This window comes from Rhizobium sp. FY34, assembly GCF_005222845.1.
In the GTDB taxonomy this organism is placed as follows: Bacteria; Pseudomonadota; Alphaproteobacteria; order Rhizobiales; family Rhizobiaceae; genus Neorhizobium.
In genome coordinates this window covers 176,097-195,143 of record NZ_STFZ01000034.1, presented here as the reverse complement: position 1 = coordinate 195,143, position 19,047 = coordinate 176,097, and the positions used below count along the sequence as shown (strand labels likewise).

22 protein-coding genes are annotated in these 19,047 nt (G+C 61.1%); 13 read left to right on the top strand and 9 right to left on the bottom strand.

Translation table 11 applies throughout. The annotated features are described in order from the left end of the window. Positions 1-204 precede the first annotated feature (204 nt). The 5 genes from E8M77_RS19950 (at position 205) to E8M77_RS19930 (ending at position 2,859) form a co-directional block, all read left to right on the top strand. Positions 205-555, top strand: coding sequence for an AtpZ/AtpI family protein (locus E8M77_RS19950; protein ID WP_137132377.1), 351 nt, complete (start codon positions 205-207; stop codon positions 553-555). 61 nt (positions 556-616) lie between these two features. Then, positions 617-1,366 carry a F0F1 ATP synthase subunit A gene (locus E8M77_RS19945; RefSeq protein WP_137132376.1) on the top strand — a complete coding sequence of 250 codons (750 nt, stop codon included), beginning with the start codon at positions 617-619 and terminating at the stop codon, positions 1,364-1,366. A 71-nt stretch (positions 1,367-1,437) separates the two neighbouring features. Then, positions 1,438-1,665, top strand: a complete 228-nt coding sequence (locus E8M77_RS19940) for a F0F1 ATP synthase subunit C (RefSeq protein WP_137132375.1) — start codon at positions 1,438-1,440, stop codon at positions 1,663-1,665. Positions 1,666-1,744: 79 nt separating this feature from the next. Continuing rightward, complete coding sequence (locus E8M77_RS19935) at positions 1,745-2,368, top strand: F0F1 ATP synthase subunit B (protein WP_170975944.1); 624 nt, start codon at positions 1,745-1,747, stop codon at positions 2,366-2,368. Positions 2,369-2,373: 5 nt separating this feature from the next. Next, positions 2,374-2,859 carry a F0F1 ATP synthase subunit B gene (locus E8M77_RS19930; RefSeq protein ID WP_137132373.1) on the top strand — a complete coding sequence of 162 codons (486 nt, stop codon included), beginning with the start codon at positions 2,374-2,376 and terminating at the stop codon, positions 2,857-2,859. A gap of 102 nt (positions 2,860-2,961) precedes the next feature. Here the strand turns inward: E8M77_RS19930 and E8M77_RS19925 are convergent, their stop codons facing one another. Both E8M77_RS19925 and E8M77_RS19920 read right to left on the bottom strand, forming a co-directional pair. Next, on the bottom strand, positions 2,962-3,615 hold the full coding sequence (locus tag E8M77_RS19925; RefSeq protein WP_137132581.1) for a ribonuclease HII: 654 nt from the start codon (positions 3,613-3,615) through the stop codon (positions 2,962-2,964). 160 nt (positions 3,616-3,775) lie between these two features. Further along, positions 3,776-4,933, bottom strand: a complete 1,158-nt coding sequence (locus E8M77_RS19920; RefSeq protein ID WP_137132372.1) for a PA0069 family radical SAM protein — start codon at positions 4,931-4,933, stop codon at positions 3,776-3,778. A gap of 133 nt (positions 4,934-5,066) precedes the next feature. Here E8M77_RS19920 and E8M77_RS19915 point away from each other — a divergent pair, with 133 nt between their 5' ends. Continuing rightward, the gene (locus E8M77_RS19915; RefSeq protein WP_137132371.1) at positions 5,067-5,579 is read left to right on the top strand and encodes a glycosyl transferase; all 513 of its coding nucleotides are present in this window, start codon (positions 5,067-5,069) and stop codon (positions 5,577-5,579) included. A 21-nt stretch (positions 5,580-5,600) separates the two neighbouring features. Here E8M77_RS19915 and moaB read toward each other — a convergent pair whose 3' ends face one another. The 4 genes from moaB to E8M77_RS19895 all read right to left on the bottom strand — a co-directional run bounded on the left by moaB (position 5,601) and on the right by E8M77_RS19895 (position 10,240). Continuing rightward, positions 5,601-6,152 carry a molybdenum cofactor biosynthesis protein B gene (gene moaB / locus E8M77_RS19910; protein ID WP_137132370.1) on the bottom strand — a complete coding sequence of 184 codons (552 nt, stop codon included), beginning with the start codon at positions 6,150-6,152 and terminating at the stop codon, positions 5,601-5,603. Then, positions 6,152-7,027, bottom strand: a complete 876-nt coding sequence (locus E8M77_RS19905) for a 4-(cytidine 5'-diphospho)-2-C-methyl-D-erythritol kinase (RefSeq protein ID WP_137132369.1) — start codon at positions 7,025-7,027, stop codon at positions 6,152-6,154. Before E8M77_RS19905 ends, moaB begins: the two co-directional genes overlap by 1 nt. 3 nt (positions 7,028-7,030) lie before the next feature. Next, on the bottom strand, positions 7,031-9,064 hold the full coding sequence (locus tag E8M77_RS19900) for a tetratricopeptide repeat protein (RefSeq protein ID WP_170975943.1): 2,034 nt from the start codon (positions 9,062-9,064) through the stop codon (positions 7,031-7,033). A gap of 159 nt (positions 9,065-9,223) precedes the next feature. Further along, positions 9,224-10,240: a polyprenyl synthetase family protein gene (locus tag E8M77_RS19895; protein ID WP_137132368.1), complete on the bottom strand. Its 1,017-nt coding sequence runs from the start codon at positions 10,238-10,240 to the stop codon at positions 9,224-9,226. A gap of 104 nt (positions 10,241-10,344) precedes the next feature. Here E8M77_RS19895 and E8M77_RS19890 point away from each other — a divergent pair, with 104 nt between their 5' ends. The 5 genes from E8M77_RS19890 to E8M77_RS19870 all read left to right on the top strand — a co-directional run bounded on the left by E8M77_RS19890 (position 10,345) and on the right by E8M77_RS19870 (position 13,654). Continuing rightward, entirely contained in the window at positions 10,345-10,575 is a 231-nt protein-coding gene (locus E8M77_RS19890) for a DUF2007 domain-containing protein (RefSeq protein ID WP_137132367.1), read from the top strand. Further along, complete coding sequence (locus tag E8M77_RS19885) at positions 10,568-11,389, top strand: tRNA1(Val) (adenine(37)-N6)-methyltransferase (protein ID WP_246659332.1); 822 nt, start codon at positions 10,568-10,570, stop codon at positions 11,387-11,389. Before E8M77_RS19890 ends, E8M77_RS19885 begins: the two co-directional genes overlap by 8 nt. A gap of 98 nt (positions 11,390-11,487) precedes the next feature. Next, positions 11,488-12,360, top strand: a complete 873-nt coding sequence (locus E8M77_RS19880; protein ID WP_137132366.1) for a S49 family peptidase — start codon at positions 11,488-11,490, stop codon at positions 12,358-12,360. Positions 12,361-12,381: 21 nt separating this feature from the next. Next, the gene (locus E8M77_RS19875) at positions 12,382-12,573 is read left to right on the top strand and encodes a hypothetical protein (protein ID WP_137132365.1); all 192 of its coding nucleotides are present in this window, start codon (positions 12,382-12,384) and stop codon (positions 12,571-12,573) included. Positions 12,574-12,718: 145 nt separating this feature from the next. Then, positions 12,719-13,654, top strand: a complete 936-nt coding sequence (locus E8M77_RS19870; RefSeq protein ID WP_137132579.1) for a glycine--tRNA ligase subunit alpha — start codon at positions 12,719-12,721, stop codon at positions 13,652-13,654. A gap of 26 nt (positions 13,655-13,680) precedes the next feature. Here the strand turns inward: E8M77_RS19870 and E8M77_RS19865 are convergent, their stop codons facing one another. The 3 genes from E8M77_RS19865 to E8M77_RS19855 all read right to left on the bottom strand — a co-directional run bounded on the left by E8M77_RS19865 (position 13,681) and on the right by E8M77_RS19855 (position 16,988). Further along, positions 13,681-14,406, bottom strand: a complete 726-nt coding sequence (locus tag E8M77_RS19865) for a pentapeptide repeat-containing protein (RefSeq protein ID WP_137132364.1) — start codon at positions 14,404-14,406, stop codon at positions 13,681-13,683. A gap of 104 nt (positions 14,407-14,510) precedes the next feature. Then, positions 14,511-14,912, bottom strand: coding sequence for a response regulator (locus tag E8M77_RS19860; RefSeq protein WP_137132363.1), 402 nt, complete (start codon positions 14,910-14,912; stop codon positions 14,511-14,513). Between the two features lie 39 nt (positions 14,913-14,951). Beyond that, a complete protein-coding gene (locus E8M77_RS19855; RefSeq protein WP_170975941.1) occupies positions 14,952-16,988 on the bottom strand; it encodes a PAS-domain containing protein in 2,037 nt (678 codons plus the stop codon). A gap of 206 nt (positions 16,989-17,194) precedes the next feature. On the opposite strand from E8M77_RS19855, the gene E8M77_RS19850 reads away from it, so the two are divergent. Both E8M77_RS19850 and aroA read left to right on the top strand, forming a co-directional pair. Further along, positions 17,195-17,746 carry a LemA family protein gene (locus E8M77_RS19850; protein WP_137132361.1) on the top strand — a complete coding sequence of 184 codons (552 nt, stop codon included), beginning with the start codon at positions 17,195-17,197 and terminating at the stop codon, positions 17,744-17,746. A 38-nt stretch (positions 17,747-17,784) separates the two neighbouring features. Next, the gene (aroA, locus tag E8M77_RS19845; protein ID WP_137132360.1) at positions 17,785-19,041 is read left to right on the top strand and encodes a 3-phosphoshikimate 1-carboxyvinyltransferase; all 1,257 of its coding nucleotides are present in this window, start codon (positions 17,785-17,787) and stop codon (positions 19,039-19,041) included. The last annotated feature ends 6 nt before the right edge of the window (positions 19,042-19,047 follow it).

Sequence of the window (19,047 nt, the reverse complement as noted above, 5' to 3'; positions counted from 1 at the left end):
TTCACGACTTCGTCTACACACAGGCTAAACACCTGAAATTCCATGGTTAATTAGTTCTGGACGAGGCTTGCGCCATGCCTTGACTATGGAAGCGGTCAAAACTATGGTGCGCCCGACTTCAAAGCGGGCCGGAAGGCGCTATTTCCAAGGCTTCGAGAATGGTCTGGCGGGTTTGCCGGGCGACTGGGAGCGCAGGAGAAGCACATGACGGACGACCGGGATGATAGTCTTGAGCAGCGCCTCAAACGCCTGAGCGACCAGTTGGCGGTCAGGCAAAAGGGCGAGGCAGCGGAGAAGGCGAAGGAAGAACAGTCGGAAGCAAGCCGCAAGGGCATGGCTCTGGGACTGAAGATTTCTTCGGAATTCATCGCGGCCATCGCCGTTGGTGCCTTGCTTGGCTATCTGCTCGACCGCTTGGCCGGTACGACGCCATGGGGGATGATCATTCTTCTCCTGCTTGGCTTCTGCGCCGGTGTGCTGAATGTGCTGCGTGCCCTGGGCATGGTTGCCCAGCCCGGTTCTTTCCGGGATGGTGATGGCAAGGGCGGCAGTTAAGACGACGTGGTGAGATAATCTGCCGATTGCGGCAGGTGTAAGGAAGAGAGAAGGTAAAGCGGTGGCCAACGACCCGACACATCAGTTCCAGGTCTTCAAGATCGTACCGATCGAAATCGGTGGAATCGACTTCTCGTTCACCAACGCATCGCTGTTCATGGTTGCCACGGTCGCCTGCGCCGCCGGCTTCCTCTATCTTTCCACGGCCAACCGCGGTCTGATCCCGACCCGCATGCAGTCTGTCGCGGAAATGTCCTATGAATTCATCGCCTCCATGCTGCGCGAAGGCGCCGGAAGTCAGGGCATGAAATTCTTCCCCATGGTGTTTTCGCTGTTCATGTTCGTGTTGACCGCGAACCTGCTCGGCATGTTCCCCTATTTCTTCACGGTCACCAGCCAGATCATCGTCACCTTCGTTCTGGCGCTCTTCGTCATCCTGACGGTGGTGATCTACGGTTTTTATAAGCACGGCCTGCATTTCCTCAGTGTGTTTGCGCCTTCCGGCGTGCCCAAGGTTCTGCTGCCGCTGGTGTCTTCCATCGAGATCATTTCCTTCCTGTCGCGTCCGATCAGCCTGTCCGTGCGTCTTTTCGCCAATATGCTGGCCGGTCACATCACGCTGAAGGTTTTCGCAGGCTTCGTCGCCTCCATGAGCGCCATGGGCGCTCTGGGTATCGGCGGCGCAATCCTGCCGCTCTTGATGACGGTCGCCATGACCGGTCTCGAATTTCTCGTTGCCTTCCTGCAGGCATATGTCTTCGCGGTACTGACATGCATGTACCTGAATGACGCCGTGCATGGTGGTCACTGAGAATATAGTCGCGGGTCCCGGCAGCGCTGGGTCCTCAACTACCGCAACAACCATTTCGAAGGAGTATCCATATGGAAGCGGAAGCAGCAAAGTTCATCGGCGCGGGTCTCGCATGCCTCGGCATGGCTGGTACCTCCCTCGCACTCGGCCGCATCTTTGGTGATTACCTCACCGGCGCACTGCGCAACCCGTCTGCCGCTGACAGCCAGTTCGGCCGTCTGGTATTCGGCTTCGCCGTTACCGAAGCTCTGGGCATCTTCTCGCTGCTCGTAGCTCTTCTCCTCCTGTTCGCCGTCTAATAACGGCCTGGAGTTCGGATCACGGCCGCTCGAAATACAGCGCGCCGTGATCCTTCGTATTTGAATACCCCTGGAGGTGATGATGTTCGTGACACCGGCATTCGCGCAAGGCGCGCCGGCCAATGGCGATACGAATGCAGCAGCAGGCACGCAGCCGGCTGGCCAAACCCATACTGAAACCGGTGTGGCGCACGACGATCATGCCACTGGCGTTTTTCCGCCTTTCGATAGCTCGACCTACGCATCGCAGGTTCTCTGGCTCGTCATCACATTCGCTGTCTTCTACTGGGTCATGCAGAAGGTGATCGTGCCGCGTGTTGGTGGCATTCTCGAGCATCGCCATGACCGGATCGCGCAGGATCTCGATGAAGCGTCGCGCCTGAAGGCAGAAGCTGACGCCGCCGTCGAGACCTATGAAAAGGAACTCGCGGCCGCCCGTGTCAAGGGCAGCGCGATTGCCGAAGGCGCGCGTGAAGCCGCCAAGGCCAAGGCCGCCGCCGACCGCACCGCCATTGAGGCGGAACTGGTTGCCAAGATTGCCGCCGCCGAGCAGCGCATCGGTGACATCAAGGCGCAGGCCTTTGGTGAAGTCGGTGCGATTGCCGAAGAGGCAACTTCTGCCATCGTCGATCAACTGATCGGGGCCAAGGCATCCGCCGATGACGTCCGGGCTGCGGTCTCCGCTGCCAAAGTGGAGGCTTGATCAGCATGGCATTTGACGCAACTTTCTTTGCCCTTGTCGGGCTTATCCTGTTCTTCGCGCTTCTGGCCTATCTCAAGGTTCCGGGCATGATGGCGACGGCGCTCGATAATCGCGCCGACAATATCCGCGACGAGCTGGAACAGGCAAAGCGCCTGCGCGAGGAAGCTCAGGCGCTGCTGGCCGAGTACCAGCGCAAGCGCAAGGAAGCCGAAGCGGAAGCTGCTGCCATCGTGGCTGCTGCGGAACGCGAAGCGGCCATGCTGACGGAAGACGCCCGCCAGAAGACCGAGGAATTCGTCACGCGCCGCAATGCGCTGTCGGAACAGAAGATCCGTCAGGCGGAAGCCGATGCGATCGGCGCCGTGCGTGCTGCCGCCGTGGATCTTGCGATTGCAGCAGCCGAAAAGCTGATTGCAGCAAAGTCGGACGCCTCGACACAGACCGTTCTGTTCAGCAATGCGATAGAGCAGGTCAAGACCCGTCTGAACTGAGAAACTGTTTCCCAATGATTTTCGAAAAGGCCGGCCTGTCCGGCCTTTTTGCATTTTGCGCTACACGTGATCGCGCGCCAGCACCTTTTTCGATGCCAGGTGTCAATCCTTGCGCAGTGGCCGAAAGCTCATGCGGTGCAGGGGGCAGGGGCCGTGGCTCTCAATGGCGCTGCGATGCTGTGCCGTGCCATAGCCGGCATGGCTTTCAAAGCCATAGGCCGGATAGAGAAGACCGGCGCGGTTCATCATCCGGTCGCGACTGACCTTGGCGATGATCGAGGCGGCGGCAATCGAGACCGAGCGTGAATCGCCCTTGATGACGGCCTTTGCCCCGCAGGAAAGGCCGGGCGGTATATCGCGTCCATCGGTCAGCACGTAGCCGGCGGCAATCGGCAGGCCGAGCACGGCGCGGCGCATGGCATCGAGACTGGCGCGCAGGATGTTCTTCTCGTCGATCAACCGGGGGCCGGAACTGGCAATCGAGACATGCGCGGTTGCCATGATCTCCTCAAACAGGCGTTCGCGCTGTTTCAACGAGAGTTTCTTGGAATCGTTGAGGCCGGCTGGAATATGGTCCGGATCAAGAATGACGGCGCAGGCAACCACAGGACCGGCAAGCGGCCCCCGGCCTGCCTCGTCGGTGCCTGCAACCGGCCAATGGCCGGCGCTTTGGGCGGCAAGCTCCAGGCTGAAATCCGGCTTCAGCGGCATGGCATCGAAGAGTTTGGGAGAATCGGGTGGCGTGCTCTGTGACATGCGGCTGAAACTCGCACGCACACCCGATCTCCTGCAAGCCCCGGCAAAGCGCTGAGTGCGGCATCGCTTGTCGTCCGCCCAAGGGGAAAGGGCGGAGCCGGGGGTATCCGACACGGCGTGAGGCGGCGCTCGTGTCGAAACTTTGATAAAACGCTATGCTCTACAGCAGCGACAGCTGCACGCCGCTGCCCGCCGGCGGCAGAAACAGATCGTCACGCAATTGCACGCCACGGCGACCCAGACCAAGCCGCTTGGTGGCAAGCTCGAAGCGCCGTGAAATCTGCCAGGCATAGGGGCCGGCGCCCTTCATGCGCTTGCCGAATTCCGCGTCATAATCCTTGCCGCCCCGCATGGAGCGCACCAGCGACATCACATGCCGATAGCGATCCGGATAATTGCGCAGCAGCCAGTCGCGAAACAGCGGGCTCACCTCCAGCGGCAGGCGCAGGAGCACATAGCTTGCCTCTGTGGCACCGGCCGCCTTTGCCGCATCAAGGATGCGTTCGATCTCGTGATCGTTCAAGGCAGGGATGACAGGTGCCACCAGCACACTGGTCGGAATGCCGGCATCCGTCAGCCTCTTTACCGCCTCCAGCCGCTTGGAGGGCGTCGAGGCGCGCGGCTCCATGCTGCGGGCAAGCTTGCGGTCGAGTGTCGTCACCGATAGCGCCACCTTGGCCAGACCCTTGGCCGCCATGTCGCTCAGAATATCGATGTCGCGCGTCACCAGCGACGACTTGGTGACGATCATCACCGGATGATTGGCTTTCGCCAGAACCTCGAGCAGCTGCCGGGTGATGCGCCAGTCACGCTCGATCGGCTGATAGGGGTCGGTATTGGTGCCGAGTGCCAGCGTGCGTACCTTGTAATCCGCCTTGCTCAATTCGCGCTCCAGAAGTCTTGGCGCATCGGGCTTGGCAAACAGTCTGGTTTCGAAATCCAGCCCCGCCGAAAGCCCCATGAAACTGTGCGTCGGGCGGGCGAAGCAGTAGATGCAGCCATGCTCACAGCCGCGGTAGGCATTCACCGAACGGTCGAAGGGAATATCGGGAGATTCGTTGCGGGTAATCGCCGTCTTCGGCTTTTCGATTGTAACTTCCGTCCTGAACGGTTCCAGTTCCTCCAGCGTCTGCCAGCCATCGTCAAAGGCTTCGCGGCGTTCCGTCTCGAAACGGCCGCTGGGGTTGAGGGCCGCGCCGCGTCCGCGCCGACGATCCACCTCTATGCGAAGCCCGGAGGTTTGCACCAGGGCGTCGGCAATATCAGCCGTATGAGCAGGCGCAAATGCGTCCTGCCGCAACTGGGACAGCTCGTTCATGGGAAACTCCTGGGGCGATGAACTCCCCGTTCACCGTGGTTCAATTCCTACAGTGGGAATGAGAACAATGCAAGAACAAAATCTGTGTGACAGCTTTGTGGCAATTCCTTTTGCAATGCGGTATTGCTGGCGAATGCTCACTGTCCTCATGGAATGCAGAGACCAGGAATCCGAACTGGCCCAGACGCTGTCTGTGCTGGTTGCCGGCGCCGTGGAAGGTCTCGTCAGCGATGTCGGCGTGCTCGATCACAATTCGCAGGATGCGTCTCTGCGGGTGGCGGATTCGGCCGGCTGCCGTTTTCATCAGGATTGGAATATCGAAGATGTGCTGCGCGCCGCGCGCGGCGAATGGCTGCTGCTGATAGAGCCTGGCGCGCGCCCACAGATCGGCTGGGTGGAGGAAGTGGCCGAGCATATTGCGCTCACCCGTCATCCGGCCCGGTTTTCGCCCTCGCGCAATTACCGTCCGTCACTCATGAAGCGGTTCATCCGCCCGCCGCCACCGCTGGAACATGGCCTCATCGTGCCCAAGGTCCACGCGCAGGCGCAGGCCCGCTCCGGCATGGGGCTTGCGGATCTGGCGCGCGGCCAGAAGGCCCACCGGCTGATCAGTGAGATCGTGCCGGCCTGGGCCATGCGCGGTTGAGTTTCGGGATGTGGTCTGTCGTCAGGCCTTGCCGCCACGCCGCAGGTGCTCGTCGAGCCGGGGCATGATTTCCACGAAATTGCAGGGCATGTGCCGGTAATCGAGCTGCGGGCGCAATATCTCGTCCCAGGCATCCTTGCAGGCGCCAGGAGAGCCCGGCAGCACGAAGATGAAGGTCGCATTGGCCACGCCGCCGGTCGCGCGCGACTGGATGGTCGAAGTACCGATCTTCTTATAGGAAATCCGGTGGAACAGGGCCGAAAACCCGTCCATGCGCTTTTCAAACAGCGGTTCCAGCGCCTCGGGAGTCACATCGCGGCCGGTAAAGCCGGTCCCGCCGGTGGTGATCACCACGTCAATCTCGTCGGACAGCGTCCAGTTGCGCACCTGGTCATAGATCGCCGCTCTGTCATCGGCCACGATGGCGCGGGCAATCAGGCTATGGCCTGCCTCGGCAATGCGCTGCACCAGCGTGTCGCCGGATCGGTCATCGGCCAGCGTCCGCGTGTCCGATACGGTCAGCACGGCGATGCCAACCGGTATGAAGGTGCGCGTCTCGTCTATCCGGGTCATCAACTGTCTCCTGCCACCGTCTCTGTCGGCTGGATATAGGCATCAGGATAGACAATGGCCAGTTCTGTCGCTGCGCGCTTTGCCGCATGGGTATCGTCGAATATGCCGAAACAGGTGGCGCCGGAGCCGGACATGCGGGCAAGCTGCGCGCCATGCGCGGTGAGGGCGTCGCAGAACTCGCCGATCTGCGGCACCTGAGCCCGCGCCGCCGGTTCCAGATCATTGCGCAGGTCCTGCAGGAAGGTGATCCAGTCGCCGCCCTTTTGCGGCAAAGCCGGCACGGGCGGATGGTCGCGCCGCGTGAGCCGCCGGAAGATCTCCGGTGTCGAAACGCCGATCAGCGGATTGAGCATGACGATGGAAAGGGCAGGCAGGGCGGTCGCCGGCGTCAGGTCTTCGCCAATGCCACGCGCCATGGCGGGGCGGCTGACAAGGCACATGGGCACATCGGCGCCAAGCGACAGGGCAAGTGCTGCCAGATGATCATCATCAAGCTGCACCTGCCAGAGGCGCATCAGGCCACGCAGCGTGGCAGCGGCGTCCGCTGAGCCTCCGCCAATGCCGGAGGCGATCGGCAGATCCTTTGACAGCGTGATGCGCACCGGTGGTGCAGGCTGACCGCTTTGCGTGAGCGCATGGCGCAGGCTGTCGCGTGCCTGAAGCACGAGATTGTCTGCGTCGGTGGAAAGCTCCGGGGCAAAGCGGCCTTCCAGGATGAAATCATCCTCGGCGGCGGGCACAAACTGCAGCCTGTCGCCATGGCTGGCAAATGTCACAAGGCTGTCGAGCAGATGATAGCCATCTGCCCGCCGCCCGGTCACATGGAGCGCAAGATTAAGCTTTGCGCGTGCGGTCTCTGTTATGCGCTCGCGCATGCCTCAGTTGCTGGGGCCTGGAAGTTCCAGCACCTGGCCGGGATAGAGCCGGTTCGGATTGCGCTTCAGCTCCGGATTGACATTGATCAGGTCCTGAATGCGCTCACCATCGCCCAGAACATCCGTGGCGATCTTGCGCAGCGTATCGCCCTTGATGACGATATAGCTCGCCGGCTTGTCCGGTTTTGCTGCAGCCGGCGTTTCGCCAGCAACCGGCGGCTTTACCGCATCGCTCACCGCTGGCGCAGTCATGGCCGGGGTTGCGGCGGCTGCCTGCACCGGTGGCGGCGCTGCCTCCGTCATGCCTTCGCGGATCTTTTTCTCGATCTTCGGGATCTCGCTCAGTTCAGGCTTCATGGTCAGCGCCCGCTGCCATTGGAAACCGGCTTCCAGCTTGCGCCCGACGCGCCAATAGGCATCGCCCAGATGGTCGTTGATGGCCGCATCGCCGGCGCGCAGCTGCACGGCACGTTCCAGCTCTGTCACCGCCTCCTCATACTGGCCAAGGCGATAATAGGCCCAGCCGAGCGAATCGACGATATAGCCGTCATCCGGGCGCAGCTCCACCGCCTTGCGAATCAGGTCCATGCCTTCGGCAAGGTTGCGGTTCATGTCCACCCAGGAATAGCCGAGATAGTTCAGCACCTGCGGCTGGTCGGGGTTCAGCTCCAGCGCCTTCTTGAAGTTCGGCTCGGCCTTGTCCCATTCCTTCAGGCGCTCATAGGCAATGCCGCGCTGGAAGAAGACGGACCAGTCGGTCGGGCGCGGCACGGGGCCGATCACGTCCACGGCCTTGTCATAGGTCTTGGCCATTTCGGCAAAGTCCTTGGCATCCGAAAGCACGCTGCCATAGGCGATATAGGTGCGGATATCGCTCGGATCGGAGTCCAGCAGCGCCTTCAGGTGCTCGCGCGCGCCGGCCACGTCGCCGGTCTGCGCCAGTGTCAGGCCCAGCTGAAGTTCGGAAATGCGCCGCATGGGCGAACCTTCCGGCACCCGGCCATAGAGTTCGATCGCCTGCTTGGGCTGTTCCAGCTTTTCGGCAATGCCGCCCAGAAGAATGATCGTGTCGGCGCTTTTCGGGTCCAGCGCATGCGAGATCTGCAGGTAAAGCGACACCATTTCCTCGGCGCCCTGACGGTTCAGCGCGCTGCCGATGGAAAACAGCACGGAGGCTGCCCCTTCGGTGGCCGTCGTCACCTGCTGCTCGGGCTTTTCGCCCTTTTCGATGTCCTGGCGCAGCGCCTTCAAGGGCGCGTAATTGCTGATCAACCGCTCAGCCACGGCAATGGCATCCAGCGCCTTTTGCTTGTTGCCCTGGCTCGCTTCCAGCCTTGCCAGCGCCATCACGGCGCGCATGAAGGTATCGGGCGTGGTCGCCACACCTTCCTCGCTGGTAATGGCCGCGGTCAGGTGTGTGCGTGCGGTGGCCACATCGCCGGTCACCAGCGCCATGGCGCCCAGATGATATTCCGTAAATACCTTGAACCAGCCGGGACCTTTCAGCCCCTTCACCAGCTTGATGGCTTCCGGCCCCTTGCCGGCGCCGACTTTGGCCCAGCCGGACAACAGTACATGCGTCAACCGGTCGAGATCGTTGACCCCCTTGTAGGTGAGGATCTTTTCCGCATCGCCATAGGAGCCCTTGCGGATGGCATCGAGACCGCGAACGATGGTCGTCACGCGCTCCACCGCATCGTCTTCCTTCAGCGCATCGACATGCTTCAGGCTTTCGTCGAACTGGCCGTTCATCAGAAGCGAGATCATCAGCCGTTCGCGAATGTCGAGATTGGCGGGCTCGAGATCGAGCGCCTTCTGGTAGAGCGCGATCGCTGTCGGGTAATCATGGTCGACATCGGCGGTGCGGGCGGCCAGAAACGCACCCGAGAACGTGTTGACACTGTCGGGCGAAAAGGCTGGGGTTTCCACCACCGGCTGGTCTTGCGCCTGTGCCCCGTGCGGCGCTCCCGTCGCCATGAGGAGCGCAGCACCCAAGGCCACGCCGGAGAGCAGACGATGGGCAAATTTCTGCCGCATGAAGGTGCCTTTCATGAAAACCTGTAGGCGGCCCTGTGGCCGCCATGAATCGTCAGCCGATGATTCATGACAGAATGGCTTTTTTGAAGCAGGTCCGCAAGAATCTCGACGGTTGAGAACACGCAACGCCTGTTGCTGCCCGCCACCACTACCGGTCTATCAGTTTACGCGCTCAATGCAGAAATCGATCACTTCCATCAGCGCGTCCTTATGCGCGGAGGCGGGAAGCGGCGACAGCGCATCGCGCGCAATCGTGCCATAGTGCTTGGCGCGCGCAATCGTATCTTTCAGGCCATTGTTCCTGGCAATCAGGCCAAGTGCCCGTTCAAGATTCTCGTCGCTGCTTTCGCCCTGTTCGATCGCCATCTTCCAGAACGCGCGATCCTCCGGCGTGCCACGCCGGTAGGACAGGATGACCGGCAGCGTGATCTTGCCCTCGCGGAAATCATCACCGACATTCTTGCCCAGATCCGCAGCCTTGCCACCATAATCCAGCGCATCATCGACCAGCTGGAAGGCAAGGCCAAGGTTCATGCCGTAGGATTTGAGCGCGCTGCGGCTTGCCCGGTCGGTATTGGCAATGATCGGGCCAACTTCGGCGGCTGCGGCAAACAGCGCTGCCGTCTTTGCACGGATGACGGAGAGATAATCGTCTTCCGTCGTTTCCATGTTCTTGGCCACGGAAAGCTGTAGAACCTCGCCCTCGGCAATCACGGCAGCGGCCGTCGCCAGCACGTCCAGCGCATCGAGCGAGCCGACTTCGACCATCATCTTGAAGGCCTGGCCGAGCAGGAAATCGCCCACCAGAACGCTGGCCTGGTTGCCCCAGATCATGCGCGCCGTGGAACGGCCGCGCCGCAGGTCGCTTTCATCCACCACATCGTCATGCAGAAGCGTTGCCGTGTGCATGAATTCGACGCTGGTCGACAGCTTGATGTGGTTTTCGCCCTCATAGCCGAACATCTGCGCGGATGCGAGGGTCAGCATGGGACGCAGACGCTTGCCGCCCGACGAGATCAGGTGATTGGCCACTTCCGGGATCATCTGTACATCGGAACCGGCCTTGGACAGGATCAACTGGTTGACCCGGTCCATATCCGCCTTTGTCAGATCGACCAGCGGCTTGACCGAAGCCTGCTTGTTTTTGCCCTCTTCGAGCGGAATAACGACGCCCAATGAATTGGCCTCCTGTTCAAATTTTGCGCCGAACCATAGAAAGGGGGATGAGGTCCGGCAAGTGCCAAAACCGTGTATGACCCATTATTGAGGTAGTTTGACGCATGAAAGAACTGATCCGCACCAATGACGCGGTTGTCCTGTCCTTTGCGACAAGCCTGCTTCACGATGTCGGCATCCACACGCTGATCGCCGATCAATCCATGAGCATTCTGGAAGGTTCGCTCGGTCTTCTGCCGCGCCGGCTGCTGGTGGAAACGGATCGGCTGGAGGAAGCACGCCGGCTTCTCACGGATGCCGGCCTGTCGGACGAGTTGAAGGACCGCGATGACTGAGATGCGGGAGATGCCCGAAACCCAAGAGACGGCCGAGACCATCGATGCCTTCCATCGCGGCGGCTTTCACCTCGTGCAGCCGAAAAATGGCGGCCACCGGGCCGGCATGGATGCCATGCTGCTTGCCTCTCTGGTGGCCTCTGGCAAGGACGGCATGCGCGTCGCAGATCTTGGCGCCGGCGCCGGCGCCGCAGGGCTTGCCGTGGCAAACCGCCTGGCCCTTGCACAGGTAACGCTGGTCGAGCGTTCCGCCCGGATGGCGCAGTTTGCCCGCCGCACGCTGGACCTGGCGGACAACGCGCATCTGGCGCCGCGTGCCACGGTCATCGAGGCGGATGTGACGCTGCGCGGCAAGGCGCGGGTGGAGGCGGGCCTGCCCGATGATTATTTCGATCACGTCATCATGAACCCGCCCTTCAATGATGAACGCGACCGCAAGACACCGGATGCCCTGAAGGCGGAAGCCCATGCCATGACCGAGGGCCTGTTTGACGGCTGGCTGCGCACCGCCAATGCCATTCTCGTGCCGGGCGGCCAGCTGTCGCTGATTGCCCGGCCGCAATCGGTCGCCGATATCATTGCGGCCTGCGGTCGCCGCTTCGGCGGCATCGAGCTGACGGCCATCCATCCGCGCCCGGCCGAAGATGCCATTCGCTTGCTGGTCACGGCCATCAAGGGCTCGCGCGCCAGGCTGTGCTGGCGCAGCCCGCTTTTCATGCATGGTGAAGACGGGCACGCTTTTACCCCACAGGTTGATGATCTCAACAATGGGCGCAGCGCCTATCGACGCAGCCGGCCCGTGAGTTCCCGTTGAATTGTCAGTGAATGACGCGCGATTTCCGCCCTTCAACCATTGCGTCGGCCATTCCACTGCATACATCACAGTCAGAAATGACGAAGGCAGGAGAAGACATGGCTGGTTTGTTGACGCGGTTTTTGCCGAAGCGCTTCCGCAAGGAGGGGCTGACGATCCCCGTGGTGCGGTTGCAGGGGGCGATCATGACCGGCGGCAGCCAGTTTCGCCCGGCGCTGAACCTTGCTGGCGTCGCACCCATGCTGGAAAAGGCCTTTGCGAAGAAAGATGCGCCGGTCGTTGCCATTTCCGTCAATTCGCCCGGCGGCTCGCCGGTGCAGTCACGGCTGATCTACCAGCGCATCCGGGCACTGGCCGAGGAAAACAACAAGCGCGTCCTCGTCTTCGTCGAAGATGTGGCGGCCTCCGGCGGTTACATGATCGCGCTTGCCGGCGATGAGATCCTCGTTGATCCGACCTCGATTGTCGGCTCGATCGGTGTCGTGTCCGGCGGCTTTGGCTTTCCTGAACTATTAAAGAAGATCGGCGTCGAGCGTCGCGTCTATACGGCCGGTGAAAACAAGGCGATCCTCGATCCCTTCCAGCCGGAAAAGGAAGGCGATATCGAATATTTAAAGACGCTGCAGCTCGAGATCCACAAGGTCTTCATCGATATGGTGAAGCTGCGGCGCGGCGAGCGGCTGGCCGATGATGCAACAATCTTTTCCGGCCTGTTCTGGACGGGTGTTCGCGGCGTCGATCTCGGTCTCGTCGATGGTATCGGCGAAATGCGCGAAGTGCTGAAGCGCCGCTATGGCCCGAAAACGAAGCTGGAACTGATCGGCGGCGCACGTGGCCTGTTCGGTCGCCGCATTCCCGGCGTATTTTCGGCATTTCAAGGGGATGACGCCCCGCAACTGGCGGCCTCTGCCGTTTCAGGGCTTGCCGCCTCGCTGGAAGAGCGGGCATTGTGGAGCCGTTACGGGCTCTGACTGACAAAGGGATGACATTCCATGGCGCAAATTCTGTTCCTCGCCGTTCTGGTTGGCGGGGGGTGGTATCTCTACCGGAAATTCGTGGCCGATGCGCAAAAGCTGGCGCAGCGCCGCCGTGCTGAGGCGCGCGAGCGCGAAACCGGCGCCGTGGGAACCCTGATCAAGGACGAAAAGACCGGCGAATACCGTGTGAGACGTAACGAGGAATAGGGTGGGCGAACCGCCTGTCGCCTGGCCACGGCGACCTCATGCAGCTTGCGCGCCAGACTTGACCCTTCCGGCGCGTCGTGGCACCAGACGGCCCACGTTTCATATAACAGCCGGACATCCCATGACCGAGACCCTCGCCCCGCATATGGACCCGAAGCGCTCCTTCCAGGCGCTGATCCTGACGCTGCACGCCTATTGGGCCGATAAGGGCTGCGCCGTGCTGCAACCCTATGACATGGAAGTGGGCGCCGGCACGTTTCATCCGGCAACGACGCTTCGCGCGCTCGGTCCGAAGCCGTGGAAGGCCGCCTATGTACAGCCCTCGCGCCGTCCGTCGGATGGTCGCTATGGTGAAAACCCCAACCGCTTGCAGCATTATTACCAGTATCAGGTCATCCTGAAGCCGAACCCGTCCAACCTTCAAGAGCTTTATCTCGGTTCGCTTTCCGCCATCGGCCTCGATCCGCTGCTGCATGATGTGCGCTTTGTGGAAGACGACTGGGAAAGCCCGACGCTTGGCGCCTGGGGTCTTGGCTGGGAATGCTGGTGCGACGGCATGGAAGTCAGCCAGTTCACCTATTTCCAGCAGGTCTGCGGCATCGAATGCTCGCCGGTCGCCGGCGAACTGACCTATGGTCTGGAGCGTCTGGCCATGTATGTGCAGGGCGTCGACAATGTCTACGACCTCAACTTCAATGGTCGTGAAGGCGAGGAGAAGATCTCCTATGGCGATGTCTTCCTGCAGGCCGAGCAGGAATATTCCCGCCACAATTTCGAATTCGCCAATACCGATATGCTGCACCGGCACTTCATCGATGCCGAACAGGAATGCAAGGCGCTGCTTGCCGCCGGCGCGCCGGGTGACAATGCCAATCAGCGTCTGCATAAATGCGTCTTCCCGGCCTATGACCAGTGCATCAAGGCGAGCCACATCTTCAATCTCCTCGATGCGCGCGGGGTGATTTCGGTCACCGAGCGCCAGAGCTATATCGGCCGCGTGCGCGCGCTTGCCAAGGATTGCGGCGAAGCGTTTCTGCTGACCGATGCGGGCGGGGCCAATCTGGAGAAGGCCGTCGCCTGACCGGTTTCATGACGGCAGTTGGTTCCTCAGTCTGCCGTCAGCAACCCTAGCGAAGACAGAAGTGCCTCATGCTGGTCGCGCGTCACCGTTGCGGCATGAAACGAGGCCATCCCGGCCAGATCCAGTTGGTCGAAGGTGGCATGCGATAAATTGGCGTGGTCGAGCGTTGCGCCAGAAAGATCGATATTGTTGAGGCTCGATCCGCGAAAACTGACATCGCGCAAATTGCATCCGGCAAGCGTGGCATCGCGCAGATCCGAACTTTCGAACAGGCTCTCCTGATAATCGGCTGGCGCAAAGTCAGCATATTGCAGCTTGCACTTCAGAAAGCGGACGCCGCCGACCATAACCTGTGTGCGGATCTTGCGTTGCGTATTGAGATCGAGCTTGATGCCGGCTGCCGAACACTCGGTCATGGCCAGAAGATAGGCGTCGCAGCCGGTCATCGTATTCAGGCTGAGATTGCACTTGTGGAACTCGGCCTTTGACAGATCGCAATAGCGCCAGGTCGTGGCCGTCTCGCCCTCGCAAAACAGGCAATCCGAAAAGGTCGCTTCTTTGAAAGTGCAATGATCGAAGCTGCAATTGATGAATTTCGTGCTGCGTATGGTCGCCTGGTTGAAGTTGCAATTGGAAAACCGGCAGGAGCGAAACTCCACCTCGCCGATGTGGAAATCCTCCATGTCCTCGCCGTCAAAGCGTCGGTCTGAAACCGGCGCGGCGAGGTTGATGGCGTCTGCAAGATCCGGCATGCGAGGGTTCCCGATTATGCTCCTTCCATAGCGCGGGCTGTCGTCGCATGCCAGTCTTGCGGTTCCCGGAAGCGGCAAGTTGCTTGCCTGACCGCGCCCACTTCCTAAAACTCCATTCCAGCCGCCACGCGGTTTTCGATGCGCACCACAAGCCCGTTGATCTTGGCCATCAGCACATCGAAATCGATCGGCTTGGTCAGGTAGGTTTCGGCGCCGGCGCCAAGCCCCTCGATCATCTTTTCCTTGTCGCAGAGCGCTGTCAGGAAGACGAAGGGCATGTTGGAAAATTGCGGATGGTTGATCTGCAATTCGCCCAGCATCGAAATGCCGTCCATTTCCGGCATGGTAATATCGGAAATCACGATATCGGGCCGGTGACTGATGATGCTTGCGAGACCTTCCTTGCCGTTTTCCGCCTGCAACACGCGAATGCCGGCATCTTCCAGCTCCTCGACGATCAGTTCGCGGACGTCTCTTTCGTCTTCAACGCATAGAACCGTAATCATCTTGCTCTCCTGTTCTGCCCATCCGGGCCATTAGTCACGTCATGCGGCGCTTGCCTCGCGAGCGCCCTCATCGTCTGTCTCCGGCTGTGGTGGTGGCGTTTCGATGCGCGGTCCCGCGATCGGCAGCCGGAAGGTGAAAACCGTGCCCTGACCGCGGCTGCTATCGACGCGGATTTCGCCGCCATGCAAGGTCACCACCTGCTTGACCAGCGACAGGCCGATCCCCGTGCCGGCAATGCCGGTGGACGTGCGGGCGCGGAAATAGGGCTGGAACATCTTCGGGATGTCCTCGGCATCGATGCCCACGCCATTGTCCTTCACCGAGACCACGGCAAAGCCATCCTCCTGCCAGCCGCGCACTTTGATGTCAGGCGCACGCGGTGCATATTTCACGGCATTCGATAGGAGATTGGTGATGACCTGTGACAGCGCCAGTGCATCGCAGCGGATGACGGCCGGAAGATCCGACAGGTCGTTGTCAAAGCGGTGGTTCTGCGAAAAGATCTTCTGGCGGGTGATGGATTGTTCGATCAGCTTGCGGATCGAGCAATCGACGAGTGACAGTTCCACGCGGCCGGTATCCATGCGCCCCGCCGAAAGAAAGCTTTCCATCAGGTCCACCATGCGGGCCACCGCGCCACGGATCTGATGGGTCTTTTCGGCAAGGAATGCGGCATCGACATCGCCCTTCTTGCGCATCAGCCGTTGGGCAGCGCCATCGATAATGGCAAGCGGCGTTCGAAACTCGTGGCTGGTCATGGCAACAAATTGCCGTTGCATGGCATTGATGTTCTTTTCCTGCTGCAGGGCCTCTTCCAGCGCTGCCGCCTGGGCGGCAATTTCGGCGGTGCGCTGGTGCACGGTGGCTTCCAGCTCGTCCCGATTGCGGATCAGCTCCTTTTCCGCCCGTTTGCGCAGGGTGATGTCGGTATAGCTCAACACATAGCCGCCGTTCGACAGCGGCTCGGAACGCACGGTCAGCACCTTGCCGCTCGCCCGTTCCCGTTCGAAACTGTAGGGCAGGCCGAGTTGCGCCTGGTCCAGCCGTTCGCGCACCATGCTTTCATAGTCGCCATCGCCCCATTCGCCGCGCTCTGCATTGTAGCGCAGTATGTCTTCAAAGCGTGAACCGGGCGGGAACAGCTCCGGCGGAATATTCATCAGGTCGTAGAGGCGGCGATTGGCCATCAGCAGGCGCGAACGGTTGTCGAACACGCCGATACCGCCGGGAATGGCATCGAAAACCTGTTCCAGCAGCCCGAAGGCCTTGCGCTGGTCGGCAGTGGCCACAGCCACTTCGGCAAACAGGTCCTGATCCTCGCCACGGATACGCCAGACATGCACCTTGACCGGATAGAGCGTGCCATTGCGCCGCCGGTGGCAGGCATCGAAGGAAATATTGCTGCATTGGCCCGACAGAACCGAGCCGATCAGGTCGCGATAGGCCGCCTCGCTCATATCGACCTTGAGTGCGGCCGGCGTCAGCCGGCACAGATGCGATGCCGGGTGGCCGGTGCGGATGCTGGCCGTAGCATTGGTGCGCACGATGGCCAGCGAGTGCGCATCGAAAATGTAGATTTCGTCGGTCGAGAGCTCCACCATGTCGATGAGGCTGGCGGCCGCGCCGCCCCGATGCACGATGATCCGTGCGATTTCCTGGCACAGAAGCCGCAGGATCGACAGTTTTTCGCTGTTCATGCGCTTGCCGGTGCGTCCGAAGAGCAGGGCGGTGCCGATCAGCGCCTCGTCGTCGCCGGCTGCAAGCGGCATCTGGTAGAGGCAGGCACGTCCCCAGCCGCGCGGAAAGCTTTCCGCCATGCTGGAAGGGTCGATCTCGATGGGATAAGCCAGTTCCTCGCTGTGCCGGTGATGCAGCAACCGGTGTGTGTGGTTGGCGCAGTCGATCATGTAGAGGGCAGCGCTCTGCCCCAGATCCAATTCAGCGATCCCGGTCACGATTTCCAGGCATTCGCTCAGAATGTCGCCCAGCCGCCGGTTGGATGTCGCTGCGCGCAGGATGTCGCGGCAGGCAAGATGCGCCCAGGAGGGCAGGGTGTTCCAAGTCATGGTCTGCATCGCCTTCGTCTCCCAAAGGTCAACGATCGTGTTGTCACCATAGCGGATGCGGTTTAACCGACGGCGCATACGCGCCCTTGTATTTGAAAGATCGAATTAACCGGATTGAAACAGGTTGATCCCAGTTTTTGCGCAAGAAAGGCCGATGACAGGGCGGGGTGAAATGATTAGGGTTCGCGCGCCTGTTCAAGCCGGGGAGCTTTCTGATGGAAATCGCACTTGTCGCATTGGCGGCCGTCGCCCTCTATGTCGTCTTCATCTACAACGGCCTGGTCAAGGCCCGGCAGATGGCGGAGGAAGCATGGTCGGGCATTGACGTGCAGCTGAAGCGCCGCGCCGATCTCATCCCCAACCTGATCGAGACCGTGAAGGGCTATGCCACCCACGAGAAATCCACGTTCGAGGCGGTGGTTGAACTGCGCAACAGAGCGCAGGCCGTGCCAACCGGCGATGTGGCGGGCCGTGCCGCTGCCGAAGGCCTGCTGGGGGCCGCTCTCGGCAAGATCATCGCGCTGGCCGAAGCCTATCCGGACCTGAAGGCCAACGAGAATTTTCTGGAGCTGCAACGCTCGCTCGAAGGGGTGGAAGGCGAGATCCAGATGGCGCGCCGCTATTACAACGGCGCCGCCCGAGACCTCAACGTCAAGGTGGAAAGCTTTCCCTCCAATCTGGTCGCCGGCCAGTTCGGCTTTGCCAAGAAGCCCTATTTCGAAATCACCAATGACGCAGACCGGGCCGTCCCGAGCGTCAAGTTCTAAGAGACCGGCGCCTGAATGGCGCATCATTCGAGACTGACATGACCACTGACAGACTGACCATCCGCCCGACCACTGAGCCACTTATCGGCCGCGTGAGCCCTCCGGGTTCGAAATCTATCACCAATCGTGCCCTGTTGCTGGCGGGCCTTGCCAAAGGCACAAGCCGGCTCACCGGCGCGCTGAAAAGCGATGACACCCGCTATATGGCTGACGCCCTGCGCGCCATGGGCGTGACGGTGGACGAGCCGGATGCGACGACCTTCGTGGTGACCAGCAGCGGCCAGTTGAAGGCCCCGGCAGAGCCCTTGTTCCTCGGCAATGCCGGCACTGCCACGCGGTTTCTGACAGCCGCCGTTGCACTCGGAAAGGGCCGCTATGTGGTGGATGGCGACCAGCATATGCGCAAGCGGCCAATCCTGCCGCTGGTCGAGGCGCTGAAATCGCTGGGTGTCGCCGTGGAAGCGCCAACCGGCTGCCCGCCCGTGACCATCGATGCGACCGGCAGCTTTGCCAGCAACCGCGTCGTCATCGATGCAGGCCTTTCCAGCCAATATGTCTCGGCGCTGCTGATGGCAGCGGCATGTGCGTCGGATCCCTTCGAGATCGAGCTTGCCGGGTCAGACATCGGTGCGCGCGGCTATATCGATCTGACACTTGCCGCCATGCGTGCCTTCGGTGCCAAGGTCGAGCAGCCGTCACCCTCCGTCTGGCGCATCGAACCGACCGGCTACACGGCCAGCGATTTCCATATCGAGCCGGACGCCTCTGCTGCGACCTATCTCTGGGGCGCCGAAGTGCTGACCGGCGGTGCGATCGATATCGGCACGCCGGCCGATGCCTTCACCCAGCCGGATGCCAAGGCCTATGCGGTGATTTCCGCCTTCCCGCATATGCCGGCGGTGATCGATGGCAGCCAGATGCAGGATGCGGTGCCGACGATTGCGGTGCTTGCCGCTTTCAACGAAGTACCGGTGCGTTTCGTTGGGATCGCCAATCTGCGCGTCAAGGAATGCGACCGCATCCGGGCGCTGTCGACCGGTCTCAACACCATCCGCGAAGGGCTTGCCACCGAAGAGGGCGACGATCTGCTGATTGCCTCCGATCCGACGCTTGCCGGCCAGCATCTGGCAGCCGAGATCGATACCTTTGCCGATCATCGCATCGCCATGAGCTTTGCGCTGGCGGGCCTGAAGATCGGCGGCATTTCCATTCTCGATCCGGGCTGCGTGGCAAAAACCTATCCGGATTACTGGGATGCCATGGGCTCGCTCGGCGTCGGTTTCGAAAAGGGATAGGCGCAG

Excerpts from the sequence above, each read along its gene's own strand:
- E8M77_RS19870 (WP_137132579.1), top strand. The coding sequence starts at position 12,719 with ATGGACCCGAAGCGCTCCTTCCAGGCGCTGATCCTGACGCTGCACGCC.
- moaB (WP_137132370.1), bottom strand. The coding sequence starts at position 6,152 with ATGACCCGGATAGACGAGACGCGCACCTTCATACCGGTTGGCATCGCC.
- E8M77_RS19920 (WP_137132372.1), bottom strand. The coding sequence starts at position 4,933 with ATGAACGAGCTGTCCCAGTTGCGGCAGGACGCATTTGCGCCTGCTCAT.
- E8M77_RS19925 (WP_137132581.1), bottom strand. The coding sequence starts at position 3,615 with ATGTCACAGAGCACGCCACCCGATTCTCCCAAACTCTTCGATGCCATG.
- aroA (WP_137132360.1), top strand. The coding sequence starts at position 17,785 with ATGACCACTGACAGACTGACCATCCGCCCGACCACTGAGCCACTTATC.
- E8M77_RS19935 (WP_170975944.1), top strand. The coding sequence starts at position 1,745 with ATGATGTTCGTGACACCGGCATTCGCGCAAGGCGCGCCGGCCAATGGC.
- E8M77_RS19905 (WP_137132369.1), bottom strand. The coding sequence starts at position 7,027 with ATGCGCGAGCGCATAACAGAGACCGCACGCGCAAAGCTTAATCTTGCG.
- E8M77_RS19940 (WP_137132375.1), top strand. The coding sequence starts at position 1,438 with ATGGAAGCGGAAGCAGCAAAGTTCATCGGCGCGGGTCTCGCATGCCTC.
- E8M77_RS19915 (WP_137132371.1), top strand. The coding sequence starts at position 5,067 with ATGCTCACTGTCCTCATGGAATGCAGAGACCAGGAATCCGAACTGGCC.
- E8M77_RS19890 (WP_137132367.1), top strand. The coding sequence starts at position 10,345 with ATGAAAGAACTGATCCGCACCAATGACGCGGTTGTCCTGTCCTTTGCG.
- E8M77_RS19860 (WP_137132363.1), bottom strand. The coding sequence starts at position 14,912 with ATGATTACGGTTCTATGCGTTGAAGACGAAAGAGACGTCCGCGAACTG.
- E8M77_RS19900 (WP_170975943.1), bottom strand. The coding sequence starts at position 9,064 with ATGCGGCAGAAATTTGCCCATCGTCTGCTCTCCGGCGTGGCCTTGGGT.
- E8M77_RS19880 (WP_137132366.1), top strand. The coding sequence starts at position 11,488 with ATGGCTGGTTTGTTGACGCGGTTTTTGCCGAAGCGCTTCCGCAAGGAG.
- E8M77_RS19875 (WP_137132365.1), top strand. The coding sequence starts at position 12,382 with ATGGCGCAAATTCTGTTCCTCGCCGTTCTGGTTGGCGGGGGGTGGTAT.
- E8M77_RS19850 (WP_137132361.1), top strand. The coding sequence starts at position 17,195 with ATGGAAATCGCACTTGTCGCATTGGCGGCCGTCGCCCTCTATGTCGTC.
- E8M77_RS19950 (WP_137132377.1), top strand. The coding sequence starts at position 205 with ATGACGGACGACCGGGATGATAGTCTTGAGCAGCGCCTCAAACGCCTG.
- E8M77_RS19885 (WP_246659332.1), top strand. The coding sequence starts at position 10,568 with ATGACTGAGATGCGGGAGATGCCCGAAACCCAAGAGACGGCCGAGACC.
- E8M77_RS19855 (WP_170975941.1), bottom strand. The coding sequence starts at position 16,988 with ATGCAGACCATGACTTGGAACACCCTGCCCTCCTGGGCGCATCTTGCC.
- E8M77_RS19930 (WP_137132373.1), top strand. The coding sequence starts at position 2,374 with ATGGCATTTGACGCAACTTTCTTTGCCCTTGTCGGGCTTATCCTGTTC.
- E8M77_RS19865 (WP_137132364.1), bottom strand. The coding sequence starts at position 14,406 with ATGCCGGATCTTGCAGACGCCATCAACCTCGCCGCGCCGGTTTCAGAC.